We start from the raw sequence: 26,025 nt of genomic DNA, 5'->3' as shown, positions 1-26,025 counted from the left end.
AGCTCCTATGAAATCATTAAACTTTAGTTTATGACTATATAAAAACTACACTTACTCTCTTAGAAAATTACTCTGCTGACTGTTCCAAGTAGTTAGCTAAGTGTTCTTGGACTAAATCAGCATCCGCTTCTAGTTCATTTCCAGTGTCTACTAAAGGTGATACTGGAGTGAATGCTTTATTTTTCTGACCATCATAAGATTGAATGAAATCGTCTTGATTGATTGAGTACAGAATCGCTTTACGCAAATCTTCACTCTGAGCAGTTTTACTTTCTTCATTTGTCGTATTGATAATCAAATATTCTACAGCGTTACTTGGACCAGTTTGTAGTTCAAGAGAATCTTCACCTTCAACTACCTCATATTGAGTTTCTTCCAATCCATAAAGCAAGTGCACTTCTCCACTTCTCAAAGCAGACAATGCGCTATCCATATCTCCAATAAAGCGAACTGTTACATTTTCAATTTGGGCTGCATTTTCAGAATCAGGCATATAAGCAGGGTTCTTCTGGAAAGTTGCTTCATAGTCATTTTTAGCAATCATGATATAAGGTCCACTGGTATATAAATGATTGTCGTAAGTGTCTCCTTCTGTTACTGCACGCTGATCACCGTAAGGAATATCTGTATTAATATCAAAATTCTCAATATCATAGGTGTTGACACTCTCAACTTGTTCTTTTGAAACAATTCCAGCAGATTGATGTGCCAAATAATTTAAGACTTGTGGAAATGGCTCGGTAGTAGTTAATTTAACTACCTGATAGTTTCCTGCACTACTATCAGATTGCGTTTTATCTGTCACTAAACTATTGATAGGAGTATCTAATCCAGATTCCAGTGCTTCTTTTATACTTGTATTTTCACCAGCGACTGTTGCCTCTTCCAATTCGCTCATATCTTCTACAACCGTTACATCATCAATATATTCATGCAAACTATACGTTCTATGGTCTGGGACTGATTCAGGATCACTCGCACGTTCTAGAGAGAATTCAACATCATCTGCTCCAACTCGCTCACCCGTGTCTACAGCTTGTCCATCTTCTACACTTGCAAAATTAATATCATCACGCAAAATAAAATAGTAATCAGAATTACCTTCAGCAATAGCATGATTGTAACTCAATGAAGCTTCAGAAGTTACAGTATCATCTTCTGTCAAGTTTACCAAACGTACATACATATTCGTATTCAATTGATTGATAGATCCATCGTTTCCTTTTATTGGATCTAAAGATGTTAAATCAGATTCAGTCTGAGTCAGAATTAAAGGCTCTGAGGAATTGAGCGAAGTATCATTAAACTGAACAGTATCCCAAGCAAAAGCTCGTGATTTATAAAGATTAACTGTATCCGGATTAATTAATTCCTTATTAAATGCTTGTGCTTTTAATGAATTATAAAGACCGACGGCATAAGCATTTTCTGTAACGATGACATTTTCCATTTCACTATACGTATCAACATATTCTGATTCGTTCTCCGTAGCTGCTTGATTGATCAGTTCGTCTACTTCTGAGTCAGGAGCAATAACTCGGCTATCTCCATCACTCGTGAATAATGAACGAACTGCATAATCCGGATTCCCTGTTACAGTGGTCCAGCTCGCAACAGAAATATCAAAGTTTCCTGCATCTCTTTGAGCTCTATAGCTGGCATAATCAGGTTGCTGGTTAACGTTGACTTCAAAACCATTTCTAGTCAACTGGTCACGTAAAATATTCAAGTCTTTTTCGTCCGCAGCAGCACCTAACAAATCGATTTGTACTGCTTCTTGATCACTGTTTGAATTGCCTGTTGCAGCTTCATCTTCTGTAGTTACATCACAAGCAGATAAAGCCAGTGTTCCAAGCAATACAGCTGTACTTATTAATTTCTTTTTCATACATTTTTCCTCTTTTCCTTTTGATTTTATTTTATTTAAGTCTATTAAACTTTTTAAACATTAAGATAACCTTGGATCTGTTGCATCTCTTAAACCATCACCCAAAAAGTTAAATGATAAAACTAATGCAATGATCGCTAATCCTGGATAAATAGCTAAGTGAGGCTCCGTTTCCAGATATTCACTACCAGTCCGCAGTATATTCCCCCATTCTGGAATATAATTTTCTACTCCTAGTCCAAGGTAACTCAGACTACTCGTCGCGATAATCGCTGATCCAATGGTTAACGTTGCTCTAACAATCATCGGTGCCAGAGAATTGGGAATAACATGTTTACGGATGATATTCGTATGATTGTTTCCAATTGCTCTTGACGCCTCTACATATTCCAGATTCGTTACCTGGATTACGTTTGCTCGCATTGTCCGAGCATAACTTGGGATATACCCGACACTTAAAGCAATAATTAAATTTGTAGTAGAAGCTCCAAAAGCTGCGACAATTGTTATAGCTAACAGAATTCCTGGAATAGCGTATAAGATGTCTAAAAATCGCATAATTAAATTATCTGTATGTCGACCATAATATCCAGAAACAGCACCGAGCGCCCCTCCAAATATCAGCGGAATAACCGTTGCCAGTACTCCAACAGTCAATGATATCCGTGCTCCAAACACAATTCTAGAAAACACATCTCGACCAAAATTGTCTGTTCCAAAAGGGTAAGTCAGACTTGGTGGTTGTAGAATACTGCTATAATCATTTGTCACTGCAAACCCATAATTAAAAGTCCAATAACTACAAATAGAAATAGCAACAAGAAATACGATAAATAGCATACCTATCATAGAAGCTTGATTTCGTATGATTTTTTCACGGATACCCTTCCGTCGAGTCATTGTTGTTTCGTTATCTGTCTTTTGGATCATTGAAATTATTACAAAAAGCACAAAAAGATTCCCAACTAAAACAGTTGCTGCAAAAAATAGAAGAAAAACTTTTTTTACTATACCAGACATTGCTGCAAATCTATTGTACCCGACTAACACAACAATATGAAAAATAAGAATAAAAAGCAGTAAAAACATAAACGGTATAAAAGTATTGGTTACATAAGCTTTAAATAAGTTTAATGCAGATACTCCAATTACCAGAAAATCTGTCAATACCATATATACAGAATAAATATAACCAGTGCTTACTTTATTTTTCAATAAATATAAAGACGAAAGCACTATAAATAAGTTTCCCGCTAACAAGGAGATTAATAATACTCCAGCCAACTGCCGGCTTGTTGAGTTAATGACAAGTGATTTATTACTATCTTTTCTGATTTTAAGTACTAATAATGCCTGAACAGCAGTTACCAATCCATTGATACCTGCCAGAATCAAAATAAACGGACGAATAGCAAATGGGCTGAAATCAAAAGATGCAAAGCCGATAATCAGCGTATATAACAGTGAAAGCCCCATAGAAAACTCCGCTTGCTTATAAACCAGCGTATCTTTATAAGATTTCAAAGAACTTTTCCCTCCCTTCTAGTATCTTTTAAGATTGGTCCGAATTCTCGGATCAATAAAGGCATAGAGCATATCAATAAACACATTTACAACTGATAACACAATGGCTACATAAATGACACCACCTAGAACACTTGGTATGTCAGGAATAAATTGACGTTCTACAATATAATTCCCGATCCCATTGATATTGAAGACTTGTTCAGTTACAGCTGCGCCTCCAAGTACTCCTCCGAATTGAAGACCTATGATCGTTACAATTGGAATTAATGCATTTGGTACCGCATGTCTCAACATTACTCTTCTATTCGATAATCCTTTTGAGCGAGCTGTTAGAATATAATCTTCATTAACTACTTCTAGAGTAGATGAACGCGTCATTCTTGCTACTGAAGCCATCAGCAATGTACCAAGTACCACTGCCGGCATAATCAGCGAAGCAAAGTTATCTGCATTATAAGTTGCCGGCAACCATCCCAGTTCAATTGAAAATCCTAATATGAAAATAAGGCCTTGCCAGAAACTTGGAATGGATAACCCAATTAATGCAATAAACATAAAAACATGATCAAACATCGTATTAGCTTTCACTGCCGAATATATTCCAGCAGGCAATGCCACTATAAGAGCAATTATTAAAGCAAATACTGAAAGTTCCAACGTAACTGGGAATCGTCGCATAATGGTCGAAACAACTGCCTGATTGCCCGAATAGGCATTCCCTAAATCAAAAGTGAAAACACCTTTAATCGTTCTCCATAATTGAACAATATATGGATCATCTAGTCCGTACATCGCACGAAAATTATCAACCTGGGCTTGCGTAGCGGTCTCTCCAATAATATTTCTGGCCGGGTCAGAGGGAGAAAAATATAATAAAGTAAAGACGATGATCGTTACTCCCAATATGACAAAGAGCATCATGAGCAACCGTTCAAATAAATACTTCATAAATGGAAAGGAATGTATGACCAGCAATACATACATAGGAAATCCTAGAACTGCTGATAAGACAAAATATTTTGGATTTAAAATAAAGGCAAGTGATTGTCCTAAAAAGGTTACTTTTTCTCTATTAGATTGTTCATAGATTTCCTGCGCTTTTTCACTTACAGCTTGCTGGAATTGAGTAGAAAATAATCTTTCAACATTTTTATTCGTTTCTTTCTCATTTAATAGTTTATTGAAAAAAGCTTGTTTATTTTCTTCTTGCTTTTTCAATTTTGCTTTTAATTTCTGATCATATCCAATTTGTATTAAAGCTTCCTTTGCTTCGCTGTTAATTTTTCCATTTTGCTTTTTGACATATTTCTTGTATAGAAAGACTATAAGAATAAGCAGCTGAAAAGGAAGACCAAAAATCAGCAAACCTATACGGTAATAAGGGCTCAAAAATGCTTTTCCGTATTGTCGAGAAACCATTTGAAAGAAATTCTGATCTTGTTTGATAATCGTTTCAACTTTCATTTCCATACCTCCATTCTCTTTATTAAGAATGTATTTTTCATTTGCATCATACGTACAAAAAAAGCCCTTAAACACAGATACATCTGTATTCAAGGGCAAAATAATCAATTCCACGGTTCCACCTTAAAAAATGTACAGTTTCAACCTTGTTAAACCTCCGGCTGTACTATACACTATCTTAACTACAGTACTCAGACGCATCTGTCTGTAATACTGCGCCGCTGTAACGGGCATACCCGGCATCATCTAATCTTCCAAGAAAATTCAACGATACGACTCCAAGACGCACTTCCAGATATCACTCTTTATCCCTTCTCAGCAAACAGGGACTCTCTATAAAATCGCAATGATCTGTACTCTTCTTTTCATTGTCTTTTAACTTATTTTTTTAAAGTAGTCTTAATTGAAGATAAATATACCAAATATAAAAAGTACAGTCAAGGCTAAACATTTAATTTTTAGGATAGATTTTTGATTGACTTTATCACTGTAACTTTCTGCAAAATGATATTTTTTCTATCTCGATTGACAAACATGCTATAATCAAATTATTCTAGACAAATTTGAGGAGCGGAACTATGGAAAAATTACTGGATGTCCAGAAGTTATCTATTATATTTGAACAAGGCGACTCTTCAAATGAAGTTGCAACAGATATTCATTTTGAAGTATCAAAAGGCGAGACTTTAGGGATTGTTGGAGAATCAGGAAGTGGAAAAAGTGTCACTGCACGTTCTATTATGCGTCTTCTTCCTCCCAATGCCCAAAATAATGAAAACAGTAAAATTGTATTTATGGGTAAAGATTTAACTCAGTTAAGTGAAAAAGAAATGCGGAAAATCCGTGGTAAAGATATTGGAATGATTTTTCAAGATCCAATGACCTCACTCAATCCCACTATGCGAATAGGAGATCAAATCACCGAAAGCATACAGTTTCATCAGAAACTACGTAAAAAAGCTGCAAAAGAAGAAGCACTTAATATAATGGAATTGGTTGGTATCAAAGATATTGAGTTTCGTTACAAGCAATACCCTCATGAATTTTCAGGTGGTATGCGCCAGCGAATGATGATTGCTATCGCCTTAGCATGTAATCCTGCTCTTTTGATTGCGGATGAACCAACTACAGCGTTGGATGTTACGATTCAAGCTCAAATTTTGGATCTATTAAAAGACATTCAAAAGAAATTTGGAACCTCCATTATTTTAATTACCCATGACTTTGGAGTAGTGGCTAATATGTGTGACCGTGTTATTGTTATGAAAGATGGCGAGATTGTGGAAAGCGGCACAACCAAGAATATATTTGACCATCCAAAACATACCTATACCAAAAAACTATTAGAGGCTGTGCCAAACCTTCAAAATGAACAGAAAGCATTCTCAAATGTAAACAGATCTAAAAAGCCTTTACTCTCTATCAGAAACCTTCAGAAACATTTTGATTTAGGAAAAGGTTCAGTTTTAAAAGCTGTTGATGGTGTTTCTTTTGACATATATGAAAAAGAAACATTAGGATTGGTTGGTGAATCTGGTTCTGGAAAATCTACTACTGGTCGTACGATACTGCGACTTCATGAAGCAACAAGTGGAGAGGTTCTTTATGAAGGATTCAACTTAAATAATTTAACAGCTAGCGAAATGAAAGATATGCGAGAACATATGCAGATTATTTTTCAAGATCCCTACGCTTCACTTGATCCACGAATGAAAGTTGTCGATATCATTGGAGAAGCACTTGATGTTCATAAACTGGCTGAAAACAAACAGGATCGCTTTAATAAAGTGATCGATTTGCTTGAACTAGTCGGCTTAGATCCATCCTTTGCCATGAGGTATCCTCATGAGTTCTCTGGAGGACAGCGCCAACGGATTGGAATAGCACGGGCACTAGCTGTAAATCCGAAGTTTATCGTCTGTGACGAGCCTTTATCTTCTCTAGATGCATCTATCCAATCGCAAATTGTGGAACTGCTAGAAGATTTACAAAAAAAATTAGGATTAACGTATATGTTTATTGCACATGACTTATCTATGGTGAAACGTATCAGTGACAGAGTAGCTGTGATGTATAATGGAAATATAGTAGAGCTAGCAAAATCAGAGGAGCTTTTTGCTAACCCTCTTCACCCTTATACAAAAAAACTTTTATCTGCTATACCGGTTCCAGATCCAACTTATGAAGCTACTCGTAAAAAACAGAAAAGTGATGAAGAAACACTTTCATTCGATTTATCTGCATCTGTTTTTCAAGAAGTTTCTCCTGAACATTGGGTAGCTCTTCCAAAAGTATAGTCTCTAGCTATTGAACGATTATTGCGTATTTCCCAGCATATTTTTATCCCAAAAATTATAAGTCTTATAAAAAGACTATTAAAAGATCTATCATTAATCAGAAAACAGAAAAAGGATGAACACTCTTGATTAAGTGTTCATCCTTTTTCAATATATATACTATTCATCTTCCAGTAAAGCCAGAAATTCTCTCGTGCGGGCTTCTTTTGGATTAGTCAGTACTTTTTCAGCTGGTCCTTCTTCAAGAATATAGCCTGCATCCATAAATAAAGCTCTATTAGCTATACGTCTGGCAAAGTTCATTTCATGTGTGACAATCACCATGGTTTGTCCCTCTTTAGCCAGTTCTTCAATCACTTTCAACACTTCTCGCACTAGCTGCGGGTCTAAAGCTGAAGTAGGTTCATCGAATAATAATACTTCTGGATGCATCATCAATGAGCGGGCAATAGCAGCTCTTTGCTGTTGTCCTCCTGACAATGCATCAGGATATTTATCTTTATGTTCAAGGAGGCCGACTTTTTCGAGTATTTCATTTGCCTCGACAAGCACTTCTTTTTTATTTCTCTTTTGTACAGTAATTGGAGCTTCAATAATGTTGTCCATCAATGTTTTATGTGGAAACAGATTGAAACTTTGAAATACCATACCTGAGTACTGGCGAATTTCTTTTATGTCTTCTTTAGTAAGTTTTTGTTTTCCAAATTCTACCTTTTTGTCTCCGATTTTCAGTGTACCTTCACTGGGTTCCTCTAGTAAATTCAAGCATCTCAGCAAAGTTGTTTTCCCTGAACCTGAAGCGCCAACTAAACAGACTACTTCACCTTTATTTACACTGAAATTGATAGATTCTAAAACGACTTGATCTCCAAATTTCTTTTTCAAGTTTTCTACTGTAATCATAGTCAGGATGCTCCTTTATCCTTTTGCTAAATAGCGGTTATAACGAACTTCAAGTCTACTTTGAATTGCACCAATCACAATACTGACTAGCCAATAAATAATTGCAACCGTTATATACATTGTCATACTATCATATGTTCTTCCTGCTATTAATCGACCACTATATAATAATTCCTGTACAGTAATAACAGAAGCAAGCGAGGTTCCTTTTAATACATCCATAAAAATATTAAAAGTAGGCGGAACCGCGATACGTGTCGCCTGAGGAATGATGATTCTTCTTAATGTTTGAAAGTAACTCATTTGAAGCGTTTCAGCTGCTTCCCACTGTCCTTTAGGCACAGATGATATCGCAGAACGAACAACTTCAGCAAGGTAGGCAGCAAAGTTGAAACTTACTCCCACAATTGCTGCAACGATTGAGCTTTCAAATTCTATTCCTATTACTGGAAGTCCATAATAAAGAATAAATACAAAAACAAGTAATGGTGTACCACGCATAAAGGAAATATAAAACTTAGCAGGTAATCTAAAAATAGCAAGTTTAGACATACGTGCAATCCCAACTATAATTCCTATAATAAGGGCAAAAACCATACTGAATCCTGCTATAATCATTGTTACACGTAAACCTTCTAACAAGAATGGTATAGATTCAATTGCAAGATCAAAATCATACAAATATTCCCATCTTATTTCAGAAAAAAACTCAAACATATTAAACTCCTTTCTTTCTATATACTAGAAAAGAACATACAAGAAGCTTGTAATGGCTTCTTGTATGTTACGATTTTTTTGTATTTAACTTACTCTGCGTCTAAACTGACAACTTCAGATTGATCAACTGGTTGAGTTGAGTCCGCACCTAAAAATTCTATCGACAATTCTGAAACTCTTCCTTCATCTTTCAAAACAGCTAATGCTTCACTTAACTTATCGCGTAATTCAGTATTCCCTTTTAATACTGCTAAAGCACTTTCTGAAGAATGATATTTTATATCTTCATCTACCATTAAACCATCATCACCAAATTCTTCTACATTTCTTTGCAATACTAACCGGTCATTTAAATAAGCATCTTGGTTTCCATTAAGAATGTCTCGCATGATTGTATCTACACCAGCGTCATATGCTGTTGTTTCCCCACCAATGTTTTCTGCAAAGGTAGCATAGTTACTTGTTAGAGAACCCAGTCCTATTTTTACACCTTCTAAATCATAAGCAGATTCGAACTTTCCATCATCTTCTGTACGAATAATGGCTGAACCGTAAGAATATTTGTGAGAATCCACAAAATCAAAAATCTCTTTACGCTCTTCTGTAATTGCAAAGTCATTTGCGGCTACGTCAATTTGTCCATTACGCAATGCTGGAAGTAATCCGTCAAACTGCATCGTTTCGAATTCCACTTCTACTCCTAATTCTTCTCCAAGTTCACGTACTAACTCTACCTCAAATCCTGTTAGTTCATTCTCGTCATTCAAGAAAGTAATCGGCGCATATGTTCCAGATGTTCCTACAGTCAATACGCCTTCTTCTTCAATTGATGACCATGAGATATCTTCTGTGGTTTCTTCTGATGCATTTTCAGCTTCTTCATTGTTGTCACTTGTTGTACAAGCAGTCAGTAATAGCCCTGCCGTTAATAATGTAGTTAAGCTTATTGTTTTATTAATCATTTAAAAATCTCCTTATGCACTTTTTCAATATTCTTACAATAAAATAATTATTTTGAAAAAATCATCATTTTTTTATACACAGGAGCTAATATAGCATGTTTTTTTGTTTATGTCACGAATTCTACCTTACTTTTTGTTAGTTTTTAATCAACTTATAACTATTTCACTTGATATAATGTATCCTAAAAACACTTTTTTATTCTATTTTTTCTACTTCATACACTCTTGCTTCATAAGGTTGTAACTTTAAAATAGTCCCGGATTGTTCTTTTTCAGAATAATTAGACAGTAATTTTTCACCTAACTTCCATTCATCAGGTAAATTAAATGTTGTTTCTTCTGCAAATAAATTAACCATTATCAAAAATTGTTTGCTCTGATCTTCTCTTATATAAGCAAAAACTTGCGGATGCTGTGCTTCTAATAACGTATAAGTTCCATATATAAGTGTTTCTTCTTTTTTTCTTAATTGAATCATTGAACGATAATAGTGATAGATAGAATCCGGGTCTTCCCTGGATTCCTCAACATTGATTTCTCTATAATTAGGATTCACTTTCATCCAAGGTTCGTTATCTGAAAAGCCAGCATATGCTGCATCACTCCATTGCATCGGTGTACGTGAATTATCACGACCACTAGACCAGATATAAGTCATGACTTCTTCATATGCTCTGCCTTTAGCCACCTCACCTTGGTAATAATTTCTAGATGCAACATCACGGTAGTCGTCTATAGTTTCATACTTCACATTCGTCATCCCAATTTCTTGCCCCTGATAAATAAATGGGGTTCCCTGCATGAAGAAATAAACAGTTGCCAATGCTTTGGCAGATTTTTTTCGGTAAGTTGTATCGTTTCCCCATACCGAAACAACTCTTGCTAAATCATGATTCTCAATAAATAAAGCATTCCACCCTTTCGCATCCAACGCATTCTGCCATCTGGACAGAGTAGTTTTCAGTCGGCTTAAATCTAACCCCGTTCCCTTAGATCCCCAAAGATCAACATGCTCAAACTGAAAAATCATATTAAAATAGCCTGTATCTTCATTAGCCCAGTCTTCTGCATCTTCAACTGTCACCCCATTTGCTTCACCGACTGTCAGCGCATCAAACTTCTTGATCGTATTTTCTACAAATTCATTTAGAAATTGATCAATTCCTTTCTGATTGAGATGACCATCAAATGATTCTACAAATGCTTCTCCTTTTGGATTAGGTAAATCAGGTAAGCCTTCTTTCTTTTTAATGTGCGAGATTGCATCAATTCTAAAACCGTCGATTCCTTTATCCAGCCACCAGTTGACCATAGCATATAACCTGTCTCTTACTTCTTTATTCTCCCAATTTAAATCCGGTTGTTTTTTAGAAAAAATATGCAAGTAATATTCATTTGTATCTGAATCATGTTCCCATGCAGAACCGCCGAATATAGAGGCCCAGTTATTAGGAGGAAGCCCCTTGTCAGCTCCTTCTTTCCAGATATAAAAATCTCTATATTCATTGTCTTTAGAAGATTTAGACTCAATAAACCACTCATGTTCATCAGAGGTATGATTGATGACCAGGTCCATGATCAACTTCATTCCCCGTTTATGAACGGCTGACAGTAATTCTTCAAAATCTTCCATGGTTCCAAAGTCAGACAAAATAGCTTTGTAGTCGCTAATATCATATCCATTATCATCATTAGGAGACTGATAAATTGGACAAACCCAAATAATATCAATCCCAAGCTCTTGTAAATAATCTAATTTTTCAATAATTCCTTGTATATCCCCTATACCATCTCCATTTGAATCTTTAAAACTTCTTGGATAAATTTCATATGCAACGGCTTCTTTCCACCACTTTCGCTTCTCCATTTTATTCTCCTTTTATTCACACCTGATGTAAGTGCATTCATTTTAATTATTGCTAAATACTTTAATTTATTTTACCTAATATTCATATGAATAAACAACAAGGACCCTTCATTATCGAAAAGGATCCTTATATAATAATTTTACTATTATTAAGTTTTACTGATAATAATATTTTAACTCGCTAATCATATCACTAAGCAATGCTTCTTGATAGGCCGGTTTTTTCCTATCTCTCATTTCATCTTTTAGGCAAGCAAAAATATCCAATGCAAATTGATTTAGTTTTTTCATATCATTTTGATTAATCACTTCTTCGTCAGAACGTGCATTAAGATAAGAAGGGATATCCATTTTCCATGGTTGAGAATTCTCTGGATATCGCATCAATATTCGCTCAGCTCTTCTGATCCCGTCTGGTGTGATATCGCCAGCATACTTAATATTACATTCTTCTTCTACTAATCTATCGAGTAACTCTAATGTAGCTAAGTTAAATTCTCCATGTGTACAAATCATAGGTACATTAGGAACTTCATCTAGAATACTGGAAAAAACGACAGGATTCTCAACAATCCATACCGTCTGATCTTCATTAGCAGGGTAAGCTGTTACGATATTGATCAGTTCCCGCATGGGTACATTCATTACACTGTGTGAATGTGCCGCAGATTCCCACATCGGATGATAACCTTCAATCGTCTCTGCATAAACATTAACGACTGTTGCATAATTAGTTATATCATCTCTTAAAATATTAAATTTCAGGAGCAGGCGATTGATCGCTTCATTGCTTTCAGGTAATTTAACGGGTTCAATTGCATGAAACCTTGTATCTTCAGCAAAAACATGCAGCAGAAGTTTACCTAATGTCGTATGTCGATCAAAAGCATGGGTTTCTCCTACGACAATTTGACTGAATAGAGACAATCGAAGTGGCCTATCAGGTAGCAGCCTTACTGCTTCTGAAAGGTGTAATACATAATCTTCAAAAATAGTTGGCGATTCAGAGACCAACTGATAGATCCACTGACTATCAGATGTTCCTCTTTTCAGATACTGAAACCATCCTGTTAGCAATGCATACTCTTTTTCTAAATATTCAAAGAAATTTTTCATATCTTGATGTGGATAAATAGATTCTTCACTATCAATTTTTAATATATTATGAAAATAAGCTGTTAGGAAATCAGAAAGTGACATATCTAAACCGAAAGTCGTCTGCAGTTTTTCCTCAAACTCACTCAATTCAATAAATTTATTTTCAGCAAAAATAGAAGGATCCATTTCTAAAAATGTTACTACAGGATTTAACTCTTCATCTGTAAACTCAGATACATCTATACGGTCACTTTGTTTTTTAGAAAAATCAAAATTATTTTTAAATAATAGAAATAAGTGAAAAAAAAAATTATTTTCTTTAAAATAATATAGTGCCTTTTCAATTGGGGTACGATTTTTCATTAGATTTTACTTCCTTTTTATATTAATTAATGTTTACTTTAGCTATAAGTGACTATGGATTTAATTCTCTATTTTTATTTTACACTTGATATTTGTATTTAAATTATCAGGAAAGTCGCTCAAGAGCGTTCGAATATTAACAAAATTTGACAACTGATTAAAAAATTCATAAAACAGAGGGATTTCTCTCTAATATTATAACACGTCTATGATAAGATACTTTTATCAGTTATATATTTATATCAAAATTTTTAATTGCTTACCTTATTTTGTATTCTAAAGGAGATTTATTATTGAAGAAATCACTACTTAAATTCGGATCGCTATTCTTACTTTCCTTACTTGTATTCACCTTTGTTTTTCCTTCTTCTACTATATTAGCACAAGAAGAATCTAGAGATGAAGAAGAAATGGTCGATATCATCGTTAGATACAATGAGACAGTTCCTGACGAAAATGAATTAGATCCTGCTTATAAAAACGTACGATCATTAGATATTCTCCCTATCCAGACTATGAGCGTTCCAAAATCTGCAGTTAAAGAAATTAGTAGTCAGGAAAATGTTAAACGAGTTAGCTTCGATCAAGAAATGACAACCTCTGAAACCAACAGATCCCTTTCTGAATATGACTGGAACAATGATTTAATTCATTCTTTTGATGCTTGGGATGATAATCTTACTGGTACTGGAGTTTCTGTTGCAGTAATTGACACAGGCTTTTATCAACATTCAGATATTTCCTTTGCTGGTGGTTATAGTATATTCGGTGATGAAGATCCTTGGACTAGTGATACTAATGGGCATGGTACTCATGTAGCCGGTGTAATAGCGGCTTCTCAACAATCCCCAGCTCGCGGTATAGCTCCTGGAGTCTCTTTGTATGGTGTTAAAGTTTATCCTAGCGGTAAAGCCGGAGAAGATACCCCTACTAGCACCAGCAATCTATTGCTCGGGCTTCAATGGGCTATCAATGATGCTAATGAAGGTCAAGGGGTCGACATCATAAATATTAGCTCAGGATATGAAACATCTAATCAAGACATTTATGATGCTATCTTAGAAGCGGTAGATGCAGGTATACTGGTTGTTGCTGCAAGCGGAAATAGGCAAGATGGCAATAATACTATTGATTACCCAGCTGCTCATGATGAAGTTGTTGCCGTTTCTAGCGTTGATAGCAACTCTGTAATCGCTAGTGATTCAATGATTTCTGCAAAAAACGAGCTTGCCGCTCCTGGAGTAAACATATATGGATTAGCCACTTCTGGAGGATATGAAAATCATTCCGGCACTTCCCAAGCGACACCTCATGTGACTGGAATCGCTGCAATCATGATGCAAAAATCTAAAGGTTCATTGACTGCGAGTCAGATCAGAAGTCAACTACAGAAAGAAGCGCTTGATCTCGGTGTTGAAGGTCGTGATGAAAATTACGGATACGGTCTAGTCCAATATGTCTCTGAAGGAGATTCACAGGACTCTGATGATTCCCAAACTGATAACTCCGGAAATGAATCAGAAGAGCCGAGTGAAACTGATAAAGGCAGTGAGGAAGAAGAACCCGCATCAGATACTCCAGATGATAATGCAGAGAACGAAAATAATAACGAAGAACCTGAAACTGAGAAACCTAGCGAAGAAGAACCCGATAAAGATGACGAGTCTGAAGGTTCTTCAGAAACTGAAGAACCCGCTGATGATTCCGACTCTAGTGATGATCAAGAAGTTGATGTTTCTGAGAATGCCGTGTGGATCCGTCCAGACGTAAATGGAAAGTCTGCTATCTTCACGATTGAAGACCTTGAGTCTGTTGCGGATAATGGTGTTCTGGCTGTTTCATTTGATTATGCGATGGATGACATAGAACAACTAGACTTATCAAAAGAGCAGATCAGCCAGATCAGAGAACGCAACATCAGCATACTGATTGCTAGACCAGATATCGAATGGTTAATTCCAGCTAATAATTTCCAGCAAGGATACGGTAGTGTTCGCTTTACAAAATCACTTGCTACAAAGCCAGCTCAACAAGATCTGGCTAAAAGTGAGCTATATCAATTTGAACTGCTTATCAACGACCAACCCGTTCAGGATTTCGAAGAAGCAATGACTTATCGATTTTTCTCAGATCTAGCAGAAGTTGATCAAGATATGTTGTATCTCTGGAACACAGAAAAAGAGGAATGGACTGAACTTGGAGATACTTATGCAAACGGTGCTTTAGTTGGTAAAATGAGCCAAGTAGGTATACTAGGAGTATTTAGCCCTTCTGCTTTCGATGGCAGTACTAAAGATGAAGAAAAAGAGGAAGAAGAAGAAAATTCTGAAGAAAAAGAAGAAATCACCGCTACGGAATCAGAATCTGATCCAAGTGGAAGTTCAGATGATCAGGAACAAGAAGTAGATTCTACGCAAGCTGGTCTTTCAGAAACTTCAGACGTCCCTTCTCCACTGATTGTGGGAGCTGTCGTTGTTTTACTTTCATTCGGCGGAGGATTTTACTACTTTGGTGGAAAATCAAAACCTTAATAACGTGAAAAAAGCCTTCCAAGAAATATATTTCTTGGAAGACTTTTTTCTATATGGTATTCATTATCTAAAATTATAAGAATTTCTACGTTTCTTTTTATTTCTAAGGAAAAATACAATTGGGTTCAATATACTCAATACAAGAATAGCGAGATAAATATAAAACGTAATCGAATCTCCTTTTAAAGAGAACTCTTCCAAAAACCAATTTTCTGTTACAAGTAATGAACTTGCGAATACTAAATGTGTAACTGAAATCATCAAGATTAAAAACATATTTATTTTTGAATCTCTTCCTCTAGGAATCAGTGACAGAATCAAAAATAGCACTAAAAACCCTAAAATAATATAAAAAATCGGACGTAATTGTGTAAAGACTTCTATATTCGTACCCATTTTCCAGCTCCTTCATTCTTTCAATATTTCCATATTCTCTATTTTACAGAGGAGCGGCAGGAAACACAACATACGTTTCGTACTCTTAAGTTATTAGAGTACAAACCATTCAACTTTATTGTTCTGAACTTGTCCCGCTAGTACTTTGGAACCCTAAATTCCATTCCGGAAAAACTTCTGAAGGATGGATAATTGTGTCAGGGAATTTATTTGATGCTTTATCTGCCTCTTCTCTATTAATATAGAACGTTTCAAGGTAATTTGTGGACTGAGAAGTAAACCCAAGTTCTTCAAATTTTGGATCAACTAGTCTAAAAGACGCTCCCGCCAAGCGACTGGGACCTTCTGTGAATTCTACCTCACCGGTATATCGAAAAGCATATTTATCCCCAATAGCGAAATAATGATTATTCCCTGTTGATCCTAGGTAACGATTTCCGATTTCCTGACTGATTTCTTGTCTTTCATACATATCCAGCTTTTCAAAATCCTCAAGTAAATTCATTCCACGGTATGACTTAACCAATTCTGGGTCTTCCATTATATCTGATCCAAAGATTACCGTTCGATCTCTTATACCTGGATTGATTACCCCAGACTGAGTGATCCAGGATGCATACATAGTATGCTGAAAATATGAGTATCCAAATATGCCTAACATTAAAATAAGGGTGGTAGACAATCCGATTTTTCTATTTTTACTTTTTTTGTCTGTATAGTAAAACACAAAAATCATACTTGTGAATATGAGTAATGCCAGCACCACAAGAATCAGTAAAACCATTGTATAAAATCGTTCACCACTTATCCAAAAATCATACATTGCTTCTTCTCCTATCTAATTCTTGGCTGATAACTTTTCCTTCCAATAATTAGTCAATAATCTACTTCTACGTATTGCTTTGTATCTTCTTCTTTCAAATCTGCAAATAATAACTTTAGATTAACAAATCTATTTACTACCACTTCTTGTATGTAGGAGTTCCTGTAAAAGAAGATGGAACTGTTCCACTTTGAAGATAGATTATCTTCAAACATCTGTCGTTCGCAAGCGTTTCTCTTTCCAGCTGAACGATATCTACTTCATTTAACCCTTGGGTATTTAGCAGAATAAAGAGCAAGCAAAACAACAGATACAACCATATATAATCAATTCTTCTTACTACACTACCTATATTTTGATTTTTTCAATTATCAGTTCTTTTATCATTCAAAGGAATCTTTCGATCAACTAAATGGAAAAATTCCCAATCAATTTATAATTACTACATATTTCTGATAATTTTTATTTTTTTCCTTCTTTCTTAACAATATTCGAGGAGCTTTAATGATTAAATTGTATGACTATTCTGATAGTTTTTTTAATAACCAAGTGTTACAAGCACTATGTTCCGTTCCTTCCAGTGGCTGATTTATTTTGTTAAATCCATATTTCATATAAAGTTTATTTGCTTTATCTAATGATGCAAAAGTTTCAATATACAGCTTCTCATAGTATTGTTTAGCGAATTCCAATGCCTTTTCCATAATTAAATGCGCATATCCATGGCCCTGCTCCGATTCTATAATATACAGCTTTTGTAATTCTCCAATATTTTTATCAGAAGCGAATGGGCCAACCCCACCTCCACCAATGACTTTCCCGTCTTTTTCAAGTACCCAATAGCAAGCATTCGGCTTTTGGTAGACCTCAAATAGATCAAACAAGTAAGGATCATAATAGGCGGTCCCTTTAACTGCTAGACCTTTAGATTCCAAACTCGCTTGCACGATCTCTCCCACTATCTGATTATCTTTCTTTTCAATTTTTCTGATTTTTACTGACATTGTCACCCACTCCTTTAATTAATGATTATAGGCGACTAATTTTACATGCTCAAGACATATTTTTATAGATAAATGTCTCGCTTTGATATACTAATGAATAACAATAACTATCCGGTAACTCCCAATAATCTATGAAAAATTATGTTTCCCAAATTTCTCGTTGCTCGTATGATGATTTCTGTCGATGAAGGTAATATAATCCAATCATTGTCTGGATTAAACAGCTTTATAACAGATCCAGTAAAGCAACGAGAAGTATAAGAAGGCATGTTTAAAAAACTTCGTTTTTTTGAAGTTTTTCGAGATATGTAAAATCACTTCTACAGTATTAGTCCGTGTACTGTAGAACACTGTTCCCGAAAGATAATAAACGGATCCACTTGTCGGGCATTGTTTTTGCATCATCATGGACGAATGGAATCCTCACAGGAACTTCGCCATCTAATGACTGATGTGGACGTAGAAAGTTGAAGCAGGCAGTAAAGCAAGCGACATGAGCACGTGCACCATTTTGAGATTTAAATCCATGGGTACCACGGTAATTGCCTTTGTAAGTCCGGTTCAATCGTTCGATGATTTGTTTAAGGGGCCTATATTGTCTAGATACTTCGTCCTCGTTGGTTAAACCAATGACTTGAGTGATATCGAAGTTCAGGCCGTGTTGGGCCAGGAAATGTTGTGCCAGTTTGTAAATGGGGTTTCCGTCAACGATGAGGTTTAAATCCTCAGGGATTTCGCTAGCTATATAGTGGTCGAGCACATCGTGAATGGCCCTGATTGCTAATTCAGTATTGCGTTTTTCAGACACTCTTTGGGATAAGATGATTTTATTCTTTGCATCGAAGAAGTAACAGATATAGTGCCATTTTTTCCCGACACGGATGTAGGTCTCGTCTCCACAGATCTGATCAGAAAGATCATAGGGGTAGTGTTGAGTAAGGGTGTAAAGTTGAGCCCCTGCTGCTGCCGCGTAGTTTAATATCGTCTGTCTACCAATCTTTACTCCGTGTATGTCGTAGATTAATGCGGCAACCTTAGGTGCAGGAAGGCCGTAATTAACGTGGTAGGTCAAAATCTCACCTAATAATCGAGGTGAGGCATGAATGCGACTTAAGTCAACTGGCGATTCAATCAGTCCATAGGACTTGATGTCCTCGAGTTTTAAATTAAACTGACGATAGACGTATCGTAGCTTTAAGTAGTATGGTGCGACAGTATAGAGTTCCTTTTGCTCCTCACTCAACTGGTTTAACGCCTGAATATAATAAGGACAAGTGTCGTTTTTACACTTGTAGATGTCGAATTCAGACCGTTGTTTAATCTTCTCAAGACACTTCTCACAGTGAGGACATTTGAGAATGACATCTTTAGAGTAATGATTCTTCGAATTAAATAAAGCACAACAGACTTTGCACTGATATTGTCCGTGCACACCATTATTCTTATAGAGATAGTTATGGGGCGCATGACACTTAGCGCAACGTACATTTTCAGGAACTTCAGAAGATGACTTGTGGCGACGAACAGGTTTGATCGGTTTACCTGCTTCCACGGCCTGTTTTAGAAGGTATTTATAGTCCGCCCGTTCAAGCTTTACAACTTTCGGTGGGTCATCAAGGGTCAATTTGTTGTAATCAAGCTTTGTGATATCGGTCCCTTTAGGTGGTCGATCACCCGCATCTTCAAGCCAAGTAATATAATCGTTTAAAAGTTGAATTAAACTGTTTTGCCACTTGATTTTATTAACTAAATACATGATAATCTGAAGTAGATTAGGCATCTCTTTTCACTCCTTAAGTGATGAATGTTTGTTTTAGTGAACTTCATTTTATCAGATTAAGGGGGGGAAGAGGTGCCTTTTTGTATTTTAATTGATAGAGCAACGATAGTTGCATTAAAACAACACGAAAAAACAAAAAAATTGGTAATTACTAACTATCCTACGGGAGGATAAAGATGATTAAATTCGAAAAAGTTTATAAGCGTTATGACGATAAAGCAGTCGTTTCAGACTTTACTTTAGACATTAAAGAAGGTGAATTCTTTGTACTGATTGGCCCTAGCGGCAGCGGAAAAACTACTACATTAAAAATGATCAATCAACTGATTGACTTGTCCGAAGGTTACATACGAATCCAAGGGAAACCGATAAGTGATTTCGATTTACAAGAATTAAGATGGAATATCGGATATGTTTTACAACAAATTGCACTTTTTCCTAATATGACCGTTGAAGAAAACATTTTAATTGTTCCAGAAATGAAAAAGTGGACAAAAGAAGATATGGAAAATCGAGTTGTAGAATTACTGGAAAGTGTAAATATGGATCCAGATAAATACCGGCACAGACATATTTCGGAACTATCCGGAGGGGAACAACAGCGAATTGGTGTTATTCGTGCGTTGGCTGCTGACCCTGACATTATCCTGATGGACGAGCCTTTTAGTGCATTAGATCCTATTACTAGAAATAATCTTCAAAAAGATGTACTTAAACTACAACAAAAACTGAAAAAAACTGTCGTTTTTGTTACTCACGACATGCAGGAAGCAATCAGCCTAGGAGACCGAATTTGCCTGATGAATAATGGAAAAATTGAACAAGTCGGCACAGCTGATGAAATTCTCAAAAACCCAGCAAACGATTTTGTTCGTCAATTCTTGCAAACTGGACTTCCTCATTATCAAGAGAAAAAGATAGTTCAGCATTTAATTGAAGAAAACTATTATAGCACTGAAGATATTGTTACTACAGGTATAATTTCTGCATCAGACCCTGTAAATGATTTGATTATTTTGCTTTCAAAACAGGATGCAGTACATGTAGAAACCTCTAATAAACACGCAAAAATTATAATCACCAAAAATAATTTACTCGACTTTCTTGCTTCCGAAGCAGCTTCTTCAAAGGAGGTTGAGGCATAATGAATAATCTGATAGAAACTTTTCAACAGCGTAGTGGTGATTTCTGGACTGCATTAATCGAACATATGCAGCTTTCATTCATTTCCTTGTTAATTGCAGTACTAATCGCAGTTCCTCTAGGAATCGTACTGATTGAACATAAGAGATTAGCAGAACCGATCATTCAAGTTACAGCTATTTTCCAGACAATTCCTTCTCTGGCATTACTGGGCTTGCTAATTCCATTGCTCGGAATTGGAACCGTCCCAGCAGTCATAGCTTTAGTCGTCTACGCTTTGTTGCCCATTTTAAGAAATACGTATACAGGGCTAGTTGAAATTGATCCTGCACTGAACGAAGCAGCAGATGCTATGGGAATGAGTCGCTTCAAAAAACTTCGTAAGGTTCAGATCCCAATTGCTCTACCTGTTATTATGGCAGGAATCAGAACAGGCATGGTACTTATTATTGGTACAGCTACAGTAGCTGCTCTAATTGGTGCTGGTGGATTAGGTAGTTTGATTCTTTTAGGAATCGACCGTGGAAATAACGCATTAATTATTTTAGGGGCGGTTCCAGCAGCTTTATTAGCAGTCTTTTTTGACTGGTTACTCAGTTATCTTCAAAAAACATCTTTCAAAAAGACAATTATTTTACTAAGTTCTGCCCTCTTGATTTTTTCTGGCATTGTATTTATTCCAATGCTGCTTAATGAAGAAGAGGATATTGTGGTTGCCGGAAAATTAGGACCTGAACCCGAAATTTTAATGAATATGTATAAATTATTGATAGAAGATCAGTCTGATTTAAACGTTAGAGTAGAACCGAACTTTGGTAAAACAACTTTTGTATTTAATGCTCTTCAATCTGATGAAATCGATATTTATCCTGAATTCACTGGAACTGTCTTAGCTACTTTCCTTGATGAAATCCCAGAACCCGGTACTACAGAAGAAGATGTGTATGAAAAAGCGAGGGTTGGGCTTGATGAAGAATATGATATGCGATTTTTAGAACCGATGGAATATAATAACACTTATGCTTTAGCTGTTCCAAGAGAATTTGCTGAAGAAAATAATTTAGAAACCATTTCCGATCTGGCTCCGATAGCAGATGAAATGAATGCTGGATTTACGATAGAATTTAATGACCGTGAAGATGGATACCAAGGAATACAGGATCTATATGGTCTATCGTTTGGCAATGTACAAACTATGGAACCGCAATTACGTTATACCGCTATCGAACGTGGCGACATAAACGTTATTGATGCGTATAGTACAGATAGTGAACTTGAGCAGTTTGATTTAACCGTACTTGAAGATGATCAGGATCTGTTCCCACCTTATCAAGGTGCACCTCTAATGAAAAACAGCTTATTAGAACAACACCCTGAAGTTGAAGACATGCTCTCCGTTTTAAGTGGTCAAATTACTGATGATCAGATGCGTTCTATGAATTATCAAGTAAACGTTGAAGACCGAACAGCTGAAGATGTGGCTAGAGAGTTTCTGGTTGAAGAAGGATTATTAGAAGAATAAAAGAGAGAACCTTCAATATCAAACCTAGTGTTGGCGAATATACGTCCCACTAGGTTTTTCCTTTTTATTAGCCAACTTATATCGATCACTTAACCATAAATGAATCTTAATAGATTTCTTCAAAAAACAAGACTGTTCTTTTCGTAAATATATACAATTCAAGAATTATTATTTTAGCTTAAAAAAATATATCAAAAATTTCACAAACAAATCTGGACTTGAATATATAAAAGATGTATCATGTTAAAATAAGATTAGATAAATTAGAATAGGAAGTGTTTAACATGAGGATACATTATAAATCATTAGTTTCAATGAGTGCAGTATTTCTATTAAGTGCCTGCGGCGGAAATGATGAATCTGCAAATTCATCAAATAGTGATTCAGAAGGAGATACACCTTCTGAACAGGTCGTTCATTATACTGCTCCAACAGAGTTATCTACAATGGATACGGTAATGATTACTGATATTAATAGCTCAAACTATTTAGGACAGGTAGTTGAAGGATTATTAAAAATTGATGAAGAAGGAGATCCTGTCCCAGCTATTGCTGCTGATGAAGGAACTGTTTCTGAAGATGGGCTTACTTATACATATACACTTCGTGACGATGTTGTATGGTCTAATGGTGATCCTGTTACGGCTAACGATTTCGTTTTCGCAATGCAGAAGCTTGTCAATCCAGAAACTGGGGCATCATATAGTTATTTAGCAGAAACGATTGAAAACGCGCCAGAAATCATGGCTGGAGAAAAAGACGTCAGTGAATTAGGTGTTACAGCCAATGGTGATCATGAGATCACTTTCAAGCTGACTCAGCCTACTCCTTACTTTAAATATCTATTAGCCTTTACCGCTTTCTTCCCTCAGAATCAAACTTTTGTTGAAGAACAAGGTGATAGATATGGAACTTCTAGCGATACAGTACTAGCAAATGGACCATTTACATTAGAAAACTGGGATGGAACTGGTTTAACTTGGGACTTAGAAAAGAACGAAGATTATTATGCAGCTGATGAAATAATGTTAGACACGATTAATGTCCAAGTTATTAAAGAAACCAGCACGGCAGTTAACTTATTTGAAGCTGGTGAAGTTGATAACGCTCAGCTGACTGGTGATATTGTACAACAGTATGCTGATGATGAAAATGTTGTCGTCCAGAAGAAAGCGAGAACTTCTTATCTAGAATTTAACTGGGACAATGAATATCTTCAAAACGATAAACTAAGAGAAGCAATAGGATTAGTAATCAATACAGATGATTTAGTTAATACTTTATTGGGTGATGGCTCAACTGAAATCGGCGGATTCTTACCAGCTGACTTTGTAACAAATCCATCTACTGGTGAAGATTTCTCTGAAGAAGCAGGATCTTTCCTATCCTATGATCCTGAACGCGCTAAGGAGTTATGGGAAGAAGCAAAATCAGAACTAGGTGTTGACAGCATTTCTCTTTCTTTCCTAGGAGACGATGATGAAAAAAGCAAGAAACTAAGCCAATATATTCAAGGTCAAATCCAAAATAATTTATCAGGTGTTTCTGTTGAATTACGAAATGTACCAAAGAAAAATCGCCTTGAAATATCAGATAATGGAGATTTCGATCTTCTGTTAACTGGCTGGGGAGCTGATTTCTCTGATGCAATTAACTTTATGGATCTAAAGTATAGTGATTCTCCGTACAATAGAGGTAGATATGCAAACTCAGAGTTTGATGCTTTGATTGATAAAGCAAAAACAACAGATGCTAATGATGAGGATAAACGTTGGGAAGATCTTCAACAAGCTCATCAAATTTTGACAGATGACTTTGCCTTTGTTCCTTTGTATCAAGAAGCTGAAACACAACTACGTAACCCCGCTGTTGAAGGAATTATCTTCAACTCAGTTGGTGTCGAGTTTGACCTAAGTCGCGCAAGTATTAAAGACTAATAAACTAAAAAAGATTACAGAAAGTTTCCTTATAAGGAAATTTCTCTGTAATCTTTTTTAATGGTTCACCTATAAATTTTCTACTTAGCAAATTATTAAAGTTCAATCCAATATTTTCCATAAGATTTCTGTTCTTTTTTTCCTGTTTCATAAAGTTTTCCACCACATGAAAGAATCGTTTTGACACTTCCTTGGTTCTCATCGTCGGCCGTAAGCATTACTCTATCAAAGTTTTTTTCTCGGTAACTATCCAATACTAATCTTAACATTGTGGTTGCTATACCTTGGTTTCTGTAATTAGGAGATACACCGTATCCGATATGCCCACCGATTTCTCTCAGATGTTCATTTAGGGCATATCGACAATTGATTGCACCAGCTATTTCTCCATTTTTCATAAATAGAAAATAGGTTTCGGAAGGAACTCTTCCGTTGTTTTCAATTTCATCGGATTTCAACTTTTTCAAAAAGTCATTAAATGCTTTTCCTTTATTATCAGAAGATGTGGGAACGATTTTTTCAGTTTTCCAGCTTTTTATATACTCAATATAGTTAGCTTCCTCTGTTTTTTCTAGTTTCCTAAGTTCCAATTAACCACCTCAAATACTTTGATTAAATTCATCTTTTACAGCTTCCAATAAAGTTGAATCAGTAATTAAATCAATAGCTGTTTGCGTGAAAGCCGCGATGGTTTTTTCCATACCTTCATATGCTTCTTCAGTTTTTGTGCATTCTCTAAATTCTACAGTATGCGCTGATACAGTTTTCCCATTTGTAATTTCAAAATACGGATTGATAGCCGGAACGACTTGGCTTACATTTCCCATATCCATAGAGCCCATTGAGTCCCGCTCTTCTTCTTGCATTTCAACTCCCAGCAGTTTCATATTCTGATTATACCGCTTGGAAAGTGTCTCATTCGTGATCATATTATGGTAGCTTGCCTCGTAGTGGCCCCACTCCATTGTACAGCCTGCAGCCATTGCACCAGCTTCTGCACACTTAATGACTTTTTCTCTTAGTTCATTCAGATAGGGCATATCCATTGCCCGGACATAAAACTCTGCTCTAGTATAGTCAGGAATGATGTTCGCTGCTTCCCCTCCATCCTTAATGACGCCGTGAACACGTGCTGAGGGGTGCATCTGTTGTCTAAATGAGTTGATATTATTAAACGTATTCAAACAAGCATCTAGTGCATTTTTGCCTTCGAATGGAGCAGCTGCTGCATGAGCGGTTTTTCCATAAAAACGAAATTCGATTGCTTCCATTGCCATAGATGTACCACTAGTATAGTACCCGTCTGAAGGATGTGTACAGAATGCCACGTCAATATCATCAAATGTATCTGCTGCTGCCATTGTTACTTTATCTCCATTGGTTTCTTCAGCAGGCGTCCCTAAAACAACAACTGTTCCGCCAATTTCATCCACTAATTTAGATAAAGCAATTCCTGCTCCCGTATCAGTAGATCCTAATAAGTTGTGCCCGCATCCATGACCAATGCCAGGAAGCGCATCGTATTCAGAAAGATATGCAATGGCCGGTCCTTCTTTTTCTCCTTTATAGATAGCTCTAAAGGCTGTCTCTACTCCTAAATAAGGGTATTCGACTTCAAATCCATGATTTTTCAGAAGTTCTACATGGGCTTTTGATGAAAGGAATTCTTCATGACCCAACTCTGGATGTTCATATATGTATTCACTTAATTCTTGTAGTTCTGGTCGTAAATCCCTAATTATATTTTGAATTTTTTCTGTATATTTTTCAGCCATTTGATCCACACCGTTTCCTATAATTTAT

Annotated in this window: 19 protein-coding genes and 1 other annotated feature; of the genes, 5 read left to right on the top strand and 14 right to left on the bottom strand. The window is 36.0% G+C overall.

Annotated elements, in window-relative coordinates; translation table 11 throughout:
• Window positions 1–67: 67 nt before the first annotated feature.
• The 3 genes from BKP56_RS04270 to BKP56_RS04260 form a co-directional block, all read right to left on the bottom strand.
• Entirely contained in the window at window positions 68–1,888 is a 1,821-nt protein-coding gene (locus BKP56_RS04270) for an ABC transporter substrate-binding protein (RefSeq protein ID WP_072693865.1), read from the bottom strand.
• Between the two features lie 60 nt (window positions 1,889–1,948).
• Entirely contained in the window at window positions 1,949–3,412 is a 1,464-nt protein-coding gene (locus BKP56_RS04265; RefSeq protein ID WP_072693864.1) for an ABC transporter permease, read from the bottom strand.
• An 18-nt stretch (window positions 3,413–3,430) separates the two neighbouring features.
• On the bottom strand, window positions 3,431–4,993 hold the full coding sequence (locus tag BKP56_RS04260; protein WP_198033987.1) for an ABC transporter permease: 1,563 nt from the start codon (window positions 4,991–4,993) through the stop codon (window positions 3,431–3,433).
• Window positions 4,968–5,257: a binding site (T-box leader), on the bottom strand. Its footprint overlaps the gene before it by 26 nt.
• Before the next feature lie 200 nt (window positions 5,258–5,457).
• On the opposite strand from BKP56_RS04260, the gene BKP56_RS14215 reads away from it, so the two are divergent.
• The gene (locus tag BKP56_RS14215) at window positions 5,458–7,176 is read left to right on the top strand and encodes an ABC transporter ATP-binding protein (RefSeq protein ID WP_072693863.1); all 1,719 of its coding nucleotides are present in this window, start codon (window positions 5,458–5,460) and stop codon (window positions 7,174–7,176) included.
• Between the two features lie 159 nt (window positions 7,177–7,335).
• Here the strand turns inward: BKP56_RS14215 and BKP56_RS04250 are convergent, their stop codons facing one another.
• From BKP56_RS04250 to BKP56_RS04230, 5 genes are all read right to left on the bottom strand, one after another.
• Window positions 7,336–8,079: an amino acid ABC transporter ATP-binding protein gene (locus BKP56_RS04250; RefSeq protein WP_072693861.1), complete on the bottom strand. Its 744-nt coding sequence runs from the start codon at window positions 8,077–8,079 to the stop codon at window positions 7,336–7,338.
• A gap of 15 nt (window positions 8,080–8,094) precedes the next feature.
• Window positions 8,095–8,796, bottom strand: a complete 702-nt coding sequence (locus BKP56_RS04245; RefSeq protein ID WP_072693860.1) for an amino acid ABC transporter permease — start codon at window positions 8,794–8,796, stop codon at window positions 8,095–8,097.
• 89 nt (window positions 8,797–8,885) lie between these two features.
• Complete coding sequence (locus BKP56_RS04240) at window positions 8,886–9,758, bottom strand: transporter substrate-binding domain-containing protein (protein ID WP_198033986.1); 873 nt, start codon at window positions 9,756–9,758, stop codon at window positions 8,886–8,888.
• Window positions 9,759–9,954: 196 nt separating this feature from the next.
• A complete protein-coding gene (locus tag BKP56_RS04235; protein ID WP_072693859.1) occupies window positions 9,955–11,625 on the bottom strand; it encodes a glycoside hydrolase family 13 protein in 1,671 nt (556 codons plus the stop codon).
• Between the two features lie 156 nt (window positions 11,626–11,781).
• Window positions 11,782–13,086, bottom strand: a complete 1,305-nt coding sequence (locus tag BKP56_RS04230; RefSeq protein ID WP_072693854.1) for a TIGR02679 domain-containing protein — start codon at window positions 13,084–13,086, stop codon at window positions 11,782–11,784.
• Window positions 13,087–13,379: 293 nt separating this feature from the next.
• Between BKP56_RS04230 and BKP56_RS04225 the strand changes: the two genes are divergently transcribed.
• Window positions 13,380–15,617: a S8 family peptidase gene (locus tag BKP56_RS04225; protein ID WP_072693853.1), complete on the top strand. Its 2,238-nt coding sequence runs from the start codon at window positions 13,380–13,382 to the stop codon at window positions 15,615–15,617.
• A gap of 63 nt (window positions 15,618–15,680) precedes the next feature.
• On the opposite strand, the gene BKP56_RS04220 is transcribed toward BKP56_RS04225, so the two are convergent.
• The 4 genes from BKP56_RS04220 to BKP56_RS04205 all read right to left on the bottom strand — a co-directional run bounded on the left by BKP56_RS04220 (window position 15,681) and on the right by BKP56_RS04205 (window position 19,620).
• A complete protein-coding gene (locus tag BKP56_RS04220) occupies window positions 15,681–16,013 on the bottom strand; it encodes a hypothetical protein (protein WP_072693852.1) in 333 nt (110 codons plus the stop codon).
• Between the two features lie 115 nt (window positions 16,014–16,128).
• Window positions 16,129–16,836 carry a hypothetical protein gene (locus BKP56_RS04215; protein ID WP_072693851.1) on the bottom strand — a complete coding sequence of 236 codons (708 nt, stop codon included), beginning with the start codon at window positions 16,834–16,836 and terminating at the stop codon, window positions 16,129–16,131.
• 521 nt (window positions 16,837–17,357) lie between these two features.
• On the bottom strand, window positions 17,358–17,840 hold the full coding sequence (locus BKP56_RS04210; RefSeq protein WP_072693850.1) for a GNAT family N-acetyltransferase: 483 nt from the start codon (window positions 17,838–17,840) through the stop codon (window positions 17,358–17,360).
• A 328-nt stretch (window positions 17,841–18,168) separates the two neighbouring features.
• A complete protein-coding gene (locus BKP56_RS04205) occupies window positions 18,169–19,620 on the bottom strand; it encodes a DDE-type integrase/transposase/recombinase (RefSeq protein ID WP_072693377.1) in 1,452 nt (483 codons plus the stop codon).
• A gap of 176 nt (window positions 19,621–19,796) precedes the next feature.
• Here BKP56_RS04205 and BKP56_RS04200 point away from each other — a divergent pair, with 176 nt between their 5' ends.
• The 3 genes from BKP56_RS04200 to BKP56_RS04190 all read left to right on the top strand — a co-directional run bounded on the left by BKP56_RS04200 (window position 19,797) and on the right by BKP56_RS04190 (window position 24,222).
• Window positions 19,797–20,765, top strand: a complete 969-nt coding sequence (locus BKP56_RS04200; RefSeq protein ID WP_072693849.1) for an ABC transporter ATP-binding protein — start codon at window positions 19,797–19,799, stop codon at window positions 20,763–20,765.
• Window positions 20,765–22,285 (top strand): ABC transporter permease/substrate-binding protein, encoded by a 1,521-nt coding sequence (locus BKP56_RS04195; protein WP_072693848.1) that lies wholly within the window; start codon window positions 20,765–20,767, stop codon window positions 22,283–22,285. The genes BKP56_RS04200 and BKP56_RS04195 overlap by 1 nt, the downstream gene beginning before the upstream one ends.
• Before the next feature lie 284 nt (window positions 22,286–22,569).
• On the top strand, window positions 22,570–24,222 hold the full coding sequence (locus BKP56_RS04190; RefSeq protein WP_072693847.1) for a peptide ABC transporter substrate-binding protein: 1,653 nt from the start codon (window positions 22,570–22,572) through the stop codon (window positions 24,220–24,222).
• A 95-nt stretch (window positions 24,223–24,317) separates the two neighbouring features.
• Here the strand turns inward: BKP56_RS04190 and BKP56_RS04185 are convergent, their stop codons facing one another.
• Both BKP56_RS04185 and BKP56_RS04180 read right to left on the bottom strand, forming a co-directional pair.
• The gene (locus BKP56_RS04185; protein WP_072693846.1) at window positions 24,318–24,812 is read right to left on the bottom strand and encodes a GNAT family N-acetyltransferase; all 495 of its coding nucleotides are present in this window, start codon (window positions 24,810–24,812) and stop codon (window positions 24,318–24,320) included.
• Window positions 24,813–24,821: 9 nt separating this feature from the next.
• Window positions 24,822–25,997 (bottom strand): M20 family metallopeptidase, encoded by a 1,176-nt coding sequence (locus BKP56_RS04180; RefSeq protein ID WP_072695956.1) that lies wholly within the window; start codon window positions 25,995–25,997, stop codon window positions 24,822–24,824.
• Window positions 25,998–26,025: the final 28 nt, after the last annotated feature.

The organism is Marinilactibacillus sp. 15R (genome assembly GCF_001895285.1).
GTDB lineage: Bacteria > Bacillota > Bacilli > Lactobacillales > Carnobacteriaceae_A > Marinilactibacillus > Marinilactibacillus piezotolerans.
Note: the sequence above shows the minus strand (reverse complement) of the source record. Positions and strands in the feature narration are given on the sequence as shown.

What these genes read in the sequence shown, in the direction of transcription:
- BKP56_RS04220 (WP_072693852.1), bottom strand. Translation starts at nt 16,013, where the DNA reads ATGGGTACGAATATAGAAGTCTTTACACAATTACGTCCGATTTTTTAT.
- BKP56_RS14215 (WP_072693863.1), top strand. Translation starts at nt 5,458, where the DNA reads ATGGAAAAATTACTGGATGTCCAGAAGTTATCTATTATATTTGAACAA.
- BKP56_RS04230 (WP_072693854.1), bottom strand. Translation starts at nt 13,086, where the DNA reads ATGAAAAATCGTACCCCAATTGAAAAGGCACTATATTATTTTAAAGAA.
- BKP56_RS04215 (WP_072693851.1), bottom strand. Translation starts at nt 16,836, where the DNA reads ATGTATGATTTTTGGATAAGTGGTGAACGATTTTATACAATGGTTTTA.
- BKP56_RS04210 (WP_072693850.1), bottom strand. Translation starts at nt 17,840, where the DNA reads ATGTCAGTAAAAATCAGAAAAATTGAAAAGAAAGATAATCAGATAGTG.
- BKP56_RS04180 (WP_072695956.1), bottom strand. Translation starts at nt 25,997, where the DNA reads ATGGCTGAAAAATATACAGAAAAAATTCAAAATATAATTAGGGATTTA.
- BKP56_RS04235 (WP_072693859.1), bottom strand. Translation starts at nt 11,625, where the DNA reads ATGGAGAAGCGAAAGTGGTGGAAAGAAGCCGTTGCATATGAAATTTAT.
- BKP56_RS04245 (WP_072693860.1), bottom strand. Translation starts at nt 8,796, where the DNA reads ATGTTTGAGTTTTTTTCTGAAATAAGATGGGAATATTTGTATGATTTT.
- BKP56_RS04200 (WP_072693849.1), top strand. Translation starts at nt 19,797, where the DNA reads ATGATTAAATTCGAAAAAGTTTATAAGCGTTATGACGATAAAGCAGTC.
- BKP56_RS04195 (WP_072693848.1), top strand. Translation starts at nt 20,765, where the DNA reads ATGAATAATCTGATAGAAACTTTTCAACAGCGTAGTGGTGATTTCTGG.
- BKP56_RS04190 (WP_072693847.1), top strand. Translation starts at nt 22,570, where the DNA reads ATGAGGATACATTATAAATCATTAGTTTCAATGAGTGCAGTATTTCTA.
- BKP56_RS04240 (WP_198033986.1), bottom strand. Translation starts at nt 9,758, where the DNA reads ATGATTAATAAAACAATAAGCTTAACTACATTATTAACGGCAGGGCTA.
- BKP56_RS04250 (WP_072693861.1), bottom strand. Translation starts at nt 8,079, where the DNA reads ATGATTACAGTAGAAAACTTGAAAAAGAAATTTGGAGATCAAGTCGTT.
- BKP56_RS04205 (WP_072693377.1), bottom strand. Translation starts at nt 19,620, where the DNA reads ATGCCTAATCTACTTCAGATTATCATGTATTTAGTTAATAAAATCAAG.
- BKP56_RS04270 (WP_072693865.1), bottom strand. Translation starts at nt 1,888, where the DNA reads ATGAAAAAGAAATTAATAAGTACAGCTGTATTGCTTGGAACACTGGCT.